The sequence below is a fragment of the Metamycoplasma faucium genome (assembly GCF_045160055.1).
In the GTDB taxonomy this organism is placed as follows: domain Bacteria; phylum Bacillota_I; class Bacilli_A; order Mycoplasmatales; family Metamycoplasmataceae; genus Metamycoplasma; species Metamycoplasma faucium.
This window is the reverse complement of sequence record NZ_CP088155.1, coordinates 55901-68303: the sequence shown is the minus strand read 5'-3', so window position 1 is coordinate 68303 and position 12403 is coordinate 55901. Positions and strand designations below refer to the sequence as shown.

Annotated in this window: 11 protein-coding genes; 8 read left to right on the top strand and 3 right to left on the bottom strand. The window is 24.2% G+C overall.

Annotation, left to right across the window (positions count from 1 at the left end; genetic code table 4):
- Window positions 1-29 precede the first annotated feature (29 nt).
- The 3 genes from mutM to LQ356_RS00265 all read left to right on the top strand — a co-directional run bounded on the left by mutM (window position 30) and on the right by LQ356_RS00265 (window position 1378).
- On the top strand, window positions 30-881 hold the full coding sequence (mutM, locus tag LQ356_RS00275; protein ID WP_405311702.1) for a DNA-formamidopyrimidine glycosylase: 852 nt from the start codon (window positions 30-32) through the stop codon (window positions 879-881).
- Complete coding sequence (locus tag LQ356_RS00270; protein WP_405311700.1) at window positions 874-1110, top strand: Smr/MutS family protein; 237 nt, start codon at window positions 874-876, stop codon at window positions 1108-1110. The genes mutM and LQ356_RS00270 overlap by 8 nt, the downstream gene beginning before the upstream one ends.
- Window positions 1111-1234: 124 nt before the next feature.
- Entirely contained in the window at window positions 1235-1378 is a 144-nt protein-coding gene (locus LQ356_RS00265; RefSeq protein ID WP_405311698.1) for a hypothetical protein, read from the top strand.
- A gap of 131 nt (window positions 1379-1509) precedes the next feature.
- Here the strand turns inward: LQ356_RS00265 and LQ356_RS00260 are convergent, their stop codons facing one another.
- Window positions 1510-2529 carry an IS30 family transposase gene (locus LQ356_RS00260; RefSeq protein WP_405311318.1) on the bottom strand — a complete coding sequence of 340 codons (1020 nt, stop codon included), beginning with the start codon at window positions 2527-2529 and terminating at the stop codon, window positions 1510-1512.
- Window positions 2530-2585: 56 nt separating this feature from the next.
- A complete protein-coding gene (locus LQ356_RS00255) occupies window positions 2586-2852 on the bottom strand; it encodes a hypothetical protein (RefSeq protein WP_405311696.1) in 267 nt (88 codons plus the stop codon).
- Window positions 2853-3072: 220 nt separating this feature from the next.
- Between LQ356_RS00255 and LQ356_RS00250 the strand changes: the two genes are divergently transcribed.
- From LQ356_RS00250 to LQ356_RS00240, 3 genes are all read left to right on the top strand, one after another.
- The gene (locus tag LQ356_RS00250) at window positions 3073-5256 is read left to right on the top strand and encodes a lipoprotein 17-related variable surface protein (RefSeq protein WP_405311694.1); all 2184 of its coding nucleotides are present in this window, start codon (window positions 3073-3075) and stop codon (window positions 5254-5256) included.
- Between the two features lie 208 nt (window positions 5257-5464).
- Window positions 5465-8191, top strand: coding sequence for a magnesium-translocating P-type ATPase (gene mgtA, locus LQ356_RS00245; RefSeq protein ID WP_405311692.1), 2727 nt, complete (start codon window positions 5465-5467; stop codon window positions 8189-8191).
- A 545-nt stretch (window positions 8192-8736) separates the two neighbouring features.
- Window positions 8737-10008 (top strand): IS3 family transposase, encoded by a 1272-nt coding sequence (locus LQ356_RS00240; RefSeq protein WP_405311355.1) that lies wholly within the window; start codon window positions 8737-8739, stop codon window positions 10006-10008.
- A gap of 58 nt (window positions 10009-10066) precedes the next feature.
- On the opposite strand, the gene LQ356_RS00235 is transcribed toward LQ356_RS00240, so the two are convergent.
- Window positions 10067-10480, bottom strand: a complete 414-nt coding sequence (locus LQ356_RS00235) for a hypothetical protein (RefSeq protein ID WP_405311690.1) — start codon at window positions 10478-10480, stop codon at window positions 10067-10069.
- Window positions 10481-10703: 223 nt separating this feature from the next.
- Here LQ356_RS00235 and LQ356_RS00230 point away from each other — a divergent pair, with 223 nt between their 5' ends.
- Both LQ356_RS00230 and rsmG read left to right on the top strand, forming a co-directional pair.
- Window positions 10704-11678 (top strand): ribose-phosphate pyrophosphokinase, encoded by a 975-nt coding sequence (locus tag LQ356_RS00230; RefSeq protein ID WP_405311688.1) that lies wholly within the window; start codon window positions 10704-10706, stop codon window positions 11676-11678.
- Window positions 11653-12366: a 16S rRNA (guanine(527)-N(7))-methyltransferase RsmG gene (gene rsmG / locus LQ356_RS00225; RefSeq protein ID WP_405311687.1), complete on the top strand. Its 714-nt coding sequence runs from the start codon at window positions 11653-11655 to the stop codon at window positions 12364-12366. Before LQ356_RS00230 ends, rsmG begins: the two co-directional genes overlap by 26 nt.
- Window positions 12367-12403 lie beyond the last annotated feature (37 nt).

The window sequence follows — 12403 nt, the reverse complement described above, 5'->3', positions numbered from 1 at the left end:
TTAATCAATTTTTATATAATTTTTAAATTATGCCTGAACTTCCAGAAGTAAAAACAGTTATTGACAATATTAAACTAACTTGCTTAAATAAAACAATTAAAGATTTTGTTGTTTTTAAGGGCAAGATTTTAAAAGAATTTAGTTTTGATTATTTCAAAAAAAATTTAATTAATCAAAAAATAATTGATATTAAAAATAAAGGAAAACTAATTATATTTAGTTTATCAAATAATATTTTCCTTTATTCTCATTTAAGAATGGAAGGAAAATATAAATATTATGAAAATGAAACTAAGCATTCATTACATTGTATGTTTAAATTAATCTTTAATGATAATAGTGAACTTCACTATAATGATTCAAGAATGTTTGGTACTTTGCATATTAGAAATTATAATGATGAAATTACTAGAAATTTATTGGAACCTTATCATACAATAGCTAAAGAACCTAAAGATATTGATGTTATAGATTTATATAATAAAGTTAAAAATTCAAATGTTGCAATTAAAACTAAATTATTAGATCAAACATTAATTGCCGGAATTGGCAATATTTATGCAGATGAAGTTTTATTCGCTGCAAAAATTCATCCTAAAAGCTCTACTAAAAATATTAGTTTAAATGATTGAAAAATAATTTTAAAATTAGCAGACGAAATAATGAATAAATCATATTTAAATGGAGGAACTACAATTCATTCATTTGAAAGTTTTAATAATAAAATTGGTAATTATCAAAAATATTTAATGGTGCATGGTACCAATCAAGATAATTGCAAAATTTGTAATTATAAAATTGAAAAAATAAAAGTAAATGGAAGAGGAACATATTTTTGCCCAAAATGTCAAATGATAAAAGAAGGGGACAAAAATGAATAAGTTTTTAGATTTACATGGTAAAAGTATTGATGAGGCTACTGCTAAAGTTCTAAACACGTTTTTTGAATTTGATCAAAATTCATATGAAACTGAATTACATATTATGGTTGGAAAAGGTAGTGGAGCTTTAAAGGAATGTGTTGAAAGTTTGCTTGAAGAAAAAGAATCTGACTATCAATATACATATGATGATATACATTCAACTTTTATTGTTAGAAAAATAAATTAAAATACATTTAATTTTATTATTAGTAATAAGAAGTTCTTTTCTTGTTATTTTTTATTTTGAAGCATATTTAACTTTGCTATAATTAAATATGTAAATTTATTATTAAATTTAACGAAAGGTAAATATGAAAAAAAATAAGAATATTAAAGCATTAGCTTTTAGTTTAATCGGAGGTTTGTCATCTTTAACAACACTTCCTTTAGCTGCTATCTCATGTAAAGAAAATTTAGACATTGTTAAAGGAAAAGTAAAACTTACTGTTCGCTAGAAAGTAATATGAAGTGCAACACTATGTGCTTCATATTTTATTTTATCTTTTTTCAAAAATTCATGTATTAAAAAAAGTAAAAAAATATGTTAAAAATAAACACATAGTGTTTTTAAATTAAATATTAATAATTATTCAAAAATCTTATTGTAAGTTTCAATTAAATTTTCCTTGTAATATTCTAATGAAGAATTTCAGTTCAATATTTTTCTACGTTTATAATTAATTTCTAATGTCACTTCTTTAATGTATTCAGGATCAATTTCATCAAAATTAGTTCCTTTAGGAAAATATCTTCTAAATAAACCGTTTCAATTTTCATTGCTTCCCTTTTGCCAAGATGCATATTTGTCTGTAAAATATATGCATATATCAAATTTATAAGCTAATAACCCTAATTTTCTAAATTCAAATCCATTATCAGTTGTAATTGATCTAACAGGAATATTGTTGGAACCTATAAGTTTAGAAAGAATTCTATTTAAATTATCTGGATGTTTTCCCTTTATCATTGCTGTATAGCAAAATCTAGTTTTTCGTTCAACAAATGTAATGATATGATATGCCCCACGAACATTTCTGCCACAAATAAGATCTAATTCTCAATGACCAAACTCAGATCTATCATTAATTTCTTGTGGACGAGTTCAAATTGGCTTTACATATTTAGCGCCAACTAGTCTATCAATTATATTTGTATTTGCTCTTTTTCCGCCCTTTTTATAATATCTTCGCAATAATTCTTTCCGTTGTATAGCCCATTTTCCTGAATTTATCCAATTAAAAATTGTTTTAAGCGAAGGGATAGGGTAATTAAAATTATTTTTAATATAAAAATAAGTATTTTCAACCATTCATTTTTTACCATCATATAATGCTACAAATTGATTGGTAAAATCTTCATATTTTTCATATATATGACGATCTCAAAAATAAAACTTGTGTTTATGCCTAGTCATAGCTTTTTTATCAGCTATTTCAGGATTGTATTCTAAATTAAAGCAATCAAAATTCCTTTTGATTTCTCGTGATATTGTTGAAGGACTTTTTTTAATTTCTTTAGATATTTTCCTAATTGAGTAATTTTTACTTAAATATTCTTTTATTAGAATTCTATTGGTATAATTTAAATGATTATAATTATTAATCATGAGTAACCGCCTTCTGAAGCAAAATGGTTGCTCTTTTTTTATATAAAAATGCAACTCTATAAATTATCTCATAGTGTTGCACTTGATATTACAATGTAGCGAAAAGTAAAACTTACTGTTCCTGAAAAATATAGAAAAGAACACACAGTTGATGAGTTTGTTAAAGAACCTTCACCTGAAAAAATTCTTGAAGTTTCAGGAATTAATTCTTCAAAATATGAAGTTTCTGTTTTAGGAATTAAAAAAATTAATGATGACAAGGTTGAAGTTAACCTTGAAATTAAATCTAAAAAAACAGGAAATATAGTATCGCAAAAGTTCACTATTTCTGGATTTAAAAAAGTAGTTGATCATCAAAAATTAATTAATGAAGAACTTAATAAAGTAACTGTTTCTTATAAAGGAACAACGCCTCAAGAAAATATTGAAGCCAAGGATGTAAAAAAAGAGGACTTAGAATTTTCTGGGTTTGACAAAGAAAAATATGAAATAGATAGTATTACTCTAAACGCTTCTGAAAGTAATAATGGAATTTTACAACCTATGGTTTCGCTAAAAACAAAAGATGGTAAAATTAAATCAACAACAAAAGCATTGAAACTAGATGGATTTAAAAAGAATGTTCAACAAGATGAACAAGACAAAATAAATAAACTTGTTAATAAAATCGATAATGTTGATTATGAAAATAAAGAAAATATTGAAGCAAAAAATGCTAATGATTCAACTAAAATTAAATGACAATTTAAATCTGGTGTAACAGAAAACAAAGATGATTACGAAATTGCAAATGCTACTTTTGAACCTATTGAAACAGATTTAACTAAATTAAAAATTAAATTTTATTTAAAAAACAACAAAAATGGTTTAGTAAGTAAAAGTTATATTACAAGAATATTGGAAGGGTTCAAGAAACCTGAAATAACAGATCCAGAACAAAAGAAATTCAATGATTATGTTGAAGGACTTACTGCTAAATATTCAGAATCAACTGATAATTTAGATTTAAATGAATTAGATTTAAATAAAATGAAATATTCTGATAAAGAAAATCATGATATAGATTCTACCTATCAAATTTCAGACGTTAAATGATTAAAAGATAAAATATCAAAAGATGAATGAGAAAACGGAAAAAGAAAATTCTCAGCCAAAATAACTAAAGGAACTTATTCATTAGTTAGAGAATTTGAAATAACAACACATCCAAGTGATAAAAATGTATTAATTGATCAACGTGAAAAGTTTAAGGAAAATACAAAATTAATTCATGAAACTGATGTTAAACAATTAGTAGATAGTATGGCAGATGGAGCCAATTTATACTATTCATATCAAGATTATAAATTCTATAATAAAAAATATGATAAAAATAATCCTAATGATCCAACAAGAAAAGCAATTTTTGAATTGAAAGATCATAGACCTCTTTATGGGACTAATATAGCTTCAGCAAAATTAGTGAAAAATGGTAATAAAATTTCACTTAAATTTAAATTAGCAAAATATATTGGTCAAGGAGTACCAAACCTTGGGGATGTAAAAGAAATCCAAACAATTGAAGAAGAATTTGATATTTATGACCAAAACAGATTAAATGAATTAGTTGAGCAAAATAAAGACAAATTTGATTATAAAAATAAAGAAATCACAAAATTAGTTGATATTGATAATAACAATATTGTTAAACCTAATGTTCCAAGATGTGATGTTGTAATTTCAAAAGTTGAAAAAGATTTTACAAACAATAAACTAAAAGTAACATATAAATTAGTGTATGGTTCACTTGTTTCAAAAGAAGTTGAAGCAACAATATCTGGATTTAAAGAAGATACTTTAAATTCATTATTAAGTGGTGTAACTTTAGAATATGAAAATAAAGAAAATATATTAGGAACAGATGCAAATATTGATACATTTAAATTAATGAAAAATAATGTTGAATATAATCTTCCTTCTGACGTTACTGTTAAAAAAGAAATTATTTCTGCAAATAAATACAAAAATATAGTTAAAGTTAAAGTTACTCTAACTAAAGGTAGCGAAACAACTTATGTTGAATATGAAGTTTCTGGATTTAAAAAAGAAACATTTGATTTAGATAAATTTAATGATAAATTACAATTTAATTATCAAGGTGATATTGCTAATACTGAAGCTTCAACTGTTCAATATAGTCAATTTAAAACTGAAAATAATGATTATCCATTAGATTGTGCTGAAATTAAAGATGTAAAACTTGAAAGAAATATTGAAGAAGGAAAAGTAACTCTTAAATATAAATTAAAAGATTTATGTAATGATGGAAATCCAGAAAAAGAATATAGTAAAACTATTGAAGGATTTAAAAAAGCTCAATTAAAAGAATATAGATCACAAGAAGTTTATGAAGCATCAGTTGCTGGAAAATTATTTACAGTTGATCCTAACAAATTATCGGAATTAAGACAAGCACTTGCAAAACAACAAAATCCTGTTGCTTTAAAAAATGGTAAAGTTTTAACAAAAAATAATAAAGGTAAAACTATACCTGGAATATCAGTTAATAATAAAGCAATTAGCCATGGCAAAAATTCAACAATTAATGTTGCTGTAAAAAAAGGAAATTATAGAGGCGTTAATATAGTGGAGGAAAATGGCAACTATGTAGCTAAGTGGAAATTAGTATTGAAAACCGGTAAAGATGACGATAAAGTATTTAGCCAAGTTTTATGTTCAATTAATTAATAATTTTTAAAAATAAATAGTAGATGCAAATCTGCTATTTTTTTATCTTTTTTAAAACTTAAAAATAATGGTAAAATTATAATAATTTTAAAGGAATAAAATGAGATCTATTGAAGAAGGTTATTACGAGAATAATTTAAGATTTATTTTGATAGATCTTAAATTTTCTTGGTAAATCTTTATTTGATAAATCAGAAAGGACATCTCAATGGCTTCTGTTTTACCTAATAAAAATGAAGAAAAATTGTTAAAAATAAAACAAAAATTAATTGAAATATCTTCACTATCTAATGATGATGTTTTTGCTAAATTTAATAGTTCTAAACGCGGGATTATTGATGAAGAAATAATTGAACAAAATCAAGATGAGTTTGGTAAAAATCAAATAAGCAAAAAAGGTGCTGACAATGTTTGAAAAAGAATTGTTAGATCGTTTTTTAACTTATTTAATATTATTCTTTTTATTCTTTCAATGATATCAATGATTGTAGAAGTTATTATTCCTTTAACAAAAAAGGAAAAACCTTCATATATAACTATGACAATTATTTTAGTTATGGTTTTTTTAAGTAGTATTATTCATTTTATTCAAGAACAAAGATCTGCAACTTCAGCATCAAAACTCACTCAAATAATTCAAACCACTTCTTTGATAGAACGTAACGGAGTATTGCAAGAAATCCCTTTATCAGAAATTGTTGTTGGTGATATTGTTCATTTAGCTGCAGGCGATATAATACCTGCAGATGTTAAAATATTATCAGCAAAAGATTTATTTATTTCTCAATCTTCCTTGACTGGTGAATCTGAACCTATTGAAAAATATGCACAAATAGATCCAAATAAATCATATGATAATATAACTGATTATCCTAATTTAGCATTTATGGGATCTAATATTATTTCAGGTTCTGCAAAAGCTATTGTAGTAGTAGTGGGAAATGAAACATATATTGGCCAAGTAGCACAAAAGATAAATGAAAAACCAATTCAAACTAATTTTGAAAAGGGTGTTAAAAAAATATCTATTATGCTAACAATTATTATGGCAATAGTTATTCCTATTGTATTTCTAATTATTGGATTTACAAACAAAGAAAACAATAAATGAATAAATGCATTATTATTTGGAATAACTATTTCAGTAGGATTAACTCCTGAAATGCTACCAATGATTATTATTAGTTGTTTGTCTAAAGGCGCTATAACAATGGGGAAACAAAAAACCATTGTTAAAAATTTAAATAGCATTCAAAATTTTGGAACAATGGATATTTTATGTACTGATAAAACTGGAACACTAACAAGAGATGAAGTTATATTAGAGCGTCACTTAGATGTTAGTGGAAATGAAGATCCATATGTTTTAAAATATGCATTTTTAAATTCATATTATCAAACAGGACTTAAAAATTTATTAGATAAATCAATTATCAATAAAACACTCGAATTAGCAGACGAAGAAAAATCATTAGACAATTTAGAATTACATTTTGAAAAAATCGATGAATTGCCTTTTGATTTTAATCGTAAAAGAATGTCAGTATTAGTTCGTTCTTTAAAAAATAATCGTATTAAAATGATTACAAAGGGTGCTGTTGAAGAAATTATTGGTGTTTGCAGTACTATATATCAAGATGGTAAAGTTTTAGATTTAACTAAACCAATGATAAAAAAAGTTTTAAAGAAAGTCGAAGAATTTTCAGAGGAAGGAATGCGTGTTATTGCAATAGCTTCTAAAAACGATGCTGCTCCTGTTGGAAAATTTTCAATAAATGATGAAAAAGATATGACTTTAATTGGATATTTAACTTTTTTAGATCCTCCTAAGGATTCGGCAGAAGCAGCAATTAAAGAATTACATAATCGTGGTGTTGAAATCAAAATCTTAACTGGCGATAATGCTTTAGTAACTAAAGCTATATGCGAAAAAGTTGGAATTCCATATGATAAGATTTTGCTTGGCAAAGATTTAATTAATATGAGCGATGAAGAATTAGCAGTTCATGTTGAAAACACTGAAATTTTTGCAAAATTAAGTCCTGACCAAAAAGCAAGAATTATAACTATTTTAAGAAAAAACGGACATACTGTTGGTTACATGGGCGATGGAATTAATGATGCTAATGCTATGAAAGTTGCTGATGTTTCAATTTCTGTTGATACAGCTGTTGATATTGCAAAAGAAACTGCTAATATTATTTTGCTAGAAAAAGATTTAAATGTATTAAGTACTGCAATTAATGAAGGTAGAAAAACGCATGCTAATATAAATAAATATATTAAAATGACTGTTTCATCTAACTTTGGAAATATTATTAGTATTGTTTTAGCAGCAATATTATTACCTTTTGTACCGCTTGCTCCAGTTCAAATTATATTTTTAAACTTAATTTATGATTTATGTTGTGGCGCAATACCTTGAGATAATGTTGATAAAGAATTTATTAAAAAGCCTAAAAAATGAGAACATAAATCAATACTTAGATTTATGATTTGATTCGGTTTAATTAGTACTGCTATTGATATAATGTCATTTTTAATTTTATATTATGTATTTATTCCTAATCAAATTGGTTCTCAATTTAAAGATTTAACTATTGATTCCATCAAAGCAAATGAATTTAAACAAATGTTTTGGACAGGATGACTTGTTACTTCAATGTGGACGCAAACAATTATTATCCATTTCTTAAGAAGTGATAAAATGCCTTTCTTTAAAACAAATGCTTCTACTTCTATATACATAACATCAATCTTTGGTATAGCTTTTGTCACTTCTGCTCAATATATTCCAAATCTTAATAATTGATTAAGTCTAAAAGCATTACCTCCAATATTTTACTTATGACTTTTACTTTTTGTGTTTTCTTATATTGTTTTAGTAAGCATTGCTAAATTAATTTATAAGAAAATCTACCATGAATTTTTGTAGATTTTAACGCTTATACTAAAATTAACTATATAAATTACTTATTATTTAATATTATACAAAATACTTTCAGGATCATGAAATGATTCCAATTTTGTTAATCTTGTCTCTACAAAATTTAGTTTATTCTCAACCAAAGTTAATCTATTTTTAATAGAATCTAAACGATTTGAAAATAATTAATTAAATTTCTTTTGTTTTACAAATTTTTGGAACTTACTTTGTTTATAGTCTTCTTTATTTTCTTTATCATGTACTAAATAGAATTTATATTATTATAAGAACTGTAAGATTTATTTAATGATAATCATGTTTTTAAACCAATTTCATTGTAAGAATTAATTTCTATATTTTTTGTTTTCATTTTATTATGCGTAGCTTATTTTGTTTAAACTTATCATTATCTCTACACTTCAATATAAGAAAAAATGTCAAAATAAAAAACTTGTAAATAAAAAATAAAACCCATAATTTAAACTTGGACAAAAAAATTAGACTCATAATTGACGTTATGAGTTTTTTATCATTTTTAAGAAAAGAGGGATTTAATGGGTAGACACTTAAAGAAAAATGAATGATTAAAAGTTTTTAATTTATACGAACTATATATTAACTATGACATAACAAAAAAAGAATTTATGTCTAAATACATTCGAATAACAAAGAAAAATATCAATTATTGAAAGAATGCTTTACATTTGATTAAAACCAAATTTAATAATTATAATTTAGGTATGAATATAGAATCACAGACCGGGAAAGCTCCTAAAAAAGGCAAAAACGTTGGTAGAAGAAAAAAGAATAAAAAGGATGATGAATTAAGAGAAAAATTGCAAGATGAAGCATTGAGTAAATTAAGTAAAGAAGATCTTAAAAAATTAATACTAAACGTTTATTATGAAATAATACTTGATAAATATAAAAGTAAAAATTTGGACGAAGTTGTAAAGAAAATTAAAAAGACAATTTCAAATAAATTAACAAACGCTGGAATAATGAATGTATTAGGTATAAAAAAATCCACCTTTTACTATAGATTGAAAAATAAAAGCAATAGCAAAACACAAAAAATTAAATATGAAATGGAAATAGTTAAAGCTTTTAATACAAATAAAGGTAGATTTGGAAGAGAAAGACTATCTATTTTTCTAAAGAAAAATAATAATATTTCAATAAATGCACGCACTTTAGGTAGATATATGCAAAAACTTAGCTTGCATTGTTCAATAAGACAAGCAAAAAGAAAACGTGAAGTAAAGAATACAAATGTAAAATTTTTAAACATCGCTAATCGAGATTATGATGGAAAAAATAATGATATTTATGCTACTGATGTGTCATACATTCCTTCACCAAAAGATGTGAGAGAAAATCATGTTTATCTATCAGTATTAATTCATCACAAGACCAAAAAAATTGTAAGTTGAAATTTATCAAAAAACAATGATGTTTTTCTTGTAATGAAACATATTTCATCAACAAAATTTCCGTCTAATTTTATAATTCATTCAGATCATGGATATCAGTATTCTTCACATGATTATCTAAATTTTATGAAAAAACATAATGGAATTATTTCAATGTCAAGAGTTGGAAATTCTTTGGATAACAGAGAAATTGAATATTTCTTTTCGATATTAAAAACTGAAATTTTTCCTATTTTTCAACAAAAAGTTAAAACATTAACATTTGATGAGTTAAGAGAAAAAATTGACCAATTTATTAATTGATATAATAATGAAAGATTTATTAAGAAATTCAATTTAAAAACCCCTCATGAATTATGAGAGGCATATACAAAACAAATAAATTGAGTCTAATTAATTTGTCCTAGTTTAATTATTATGGGCTATTTATTTGCATATATTCATCAAATGTCTATAACTCCTTTTTGTGGAATGATTCTAATTTTGTTAGTCTTTTTTCAACTGAATCTAATCTACTTTCAATAGAATCTAAACGCTTTGAAAATGATTCATTAAATTTTCTTTGTTCTTTAAATTCATTTATTACAAATTCATTAAATTTAATTTGTTGTTCATTAAACTTCTTTTGCTCTTTAAATTCATTAATTACTAATTCTTGAAATTCACTTTGTTTCATAGTTCCACCTTTATTACCTCTAACAATTTTATTATCCTCATTTACGACAAAAAGATAATATTTTACTTTAGGATTATCTGCATCTTCATCTATATATGATTTTACATTATTGTATTTTTTTATATCTTTAATTAATAAATTTGAATCAAATTCGTTATTCAATTTAATTAATTGCTGTTTTTTTGTCATTTTTCTCCTTACATTTTCATTTTAAACATTAAATGCTTAACAAGTTAAAAATTGATAAAAATTTGTGAAAACTCATGTCTTAATTTCTCAAAATTTTCCAAATTATTAAAAATTATGTTTTAAGTATGGTGAAAACTTGATAATATTAATTTTTAATACAAATAAATGTAAAATTAATAAATATCAATAAATGAATAATAAAATATAAACATAGGAAAGCAAAATGAGTATTAAAAATTCAAATGATGTAGTTATTTTTGGCTTAGAAAATTCGTGAGAACTAGCGCAAAAAATATCAAAATATATTAATATAGAGGTTTCGCCTATTCAAAAAATAACTTTTGCCGACGGTGAAAAATTATTATATTCGGATTTAACCGTCAGAAATAAATCTGTTTTTATAATATGTAATACTTCAAAACCGGTAAATGATAATTTAATGGAACTTTTGATTTTTATTGATTCTCTTAAAAGAGCAAGTGCTAAAGACATTAATGTTGTAATTACATATTATGGATATGCAAGACAAGATAGAAAAGCAGCAGGAAGACAACCAATTAGCGCAAGACTTGTAGCTGATTTACTACAAACTGCTGGAGCATCAAAAATTATCGCTATTGATTTACACAATCCTTCAATTCAAGGATTTTTCAATATTCCAGTTGATGATTTAAGGGGACAATTTATTTTTGGAAAAGAACTCAAAAATCGAAAAGACAAATTTGTTATTGTATCACCGGACCATGGTGGTGCCGTGCGTGCTAGACAATTGTCTGAACTATTACAAAGTGATGATGAAATAGCAATAATTGACAAAAGGAGAACAGGGCCTAACAAAAGTGAAATTATGGGTGTTCTTGGTAATGTTGCAGGTAAAAATGTTGTTATTTACGATGACATAATTGACACTGGAGGAACAATATTACATGCAGTTCAAGCATTAAAAGAACAAGGTGCTAAAAAAATTATTGTCGCTGCTACTCATGGACTTTTTTCAAAGGGTTTTGATATGTTCGAAAATGATAATAATGTTACTGAAGTTATTGTCACTGATTCTACTAATTTAAAAAATACCCAAAATTATAAAAAATTAAGAATATTATCATTAGATGAATTTTTAGGAAAAGTTATTGAAGCAAATATCAATAAAACTTCAATAACTGAAGTATATAATGATTACATTAGACAAAAGAAATAAATTATTGAATGAATATTTCCCTAATTTAACTAACGAAATTAAAGAAAAATTAAACTCATATTATGAATTAATTGAAACCGAAAATTCTAAATACAATTTAACAGGTTTTTATGATGGAAAACTTTTTAAATATGGAATTATTGAAAACATTTTAATTTTTCAGGAAATAGAAAAAAACATTACAAATTTAGATAATAAAAATATTTTAGATATTGGCGCAGGACCAGGATTCCCTTCGCTACCTTTTTTAATTTTTAAAAATGAAAGCTTTAACCTAACAATTTATGAGGCACAAAAGAAAAGATGCTCTTTTTTGCAATTAGTTATAACCAAATTAAATATTAAAAATATTAACATAGTTAATATTAGATGCGAAAATTCAACCGATTATAATAAATTTGATTTTATAACGGCAAGAGCTGTTTCTGAATTTAAAAACTTAGTAGAAATATCACACAAACTTGGAAAAATGAACTCATATTTTTGTTTTTTAAAATCAAAGAAGTATAATCTTGAGATTGATAATGCTAAATGAATAACACAAAAACTAATGTTAAATGTTAATGTTTTAAAATTAAATATTTTTTTCGATATTGAAAATATATTGTTATATTTTCAAAAAAATAAACTTACACCCGAAGGTATTCCTCGTGAATGAAAAACTATAATAAAGAATAATTTAGAGTAATTTTTATAGATTTTTCCTTAATAATTATGAAATTAAT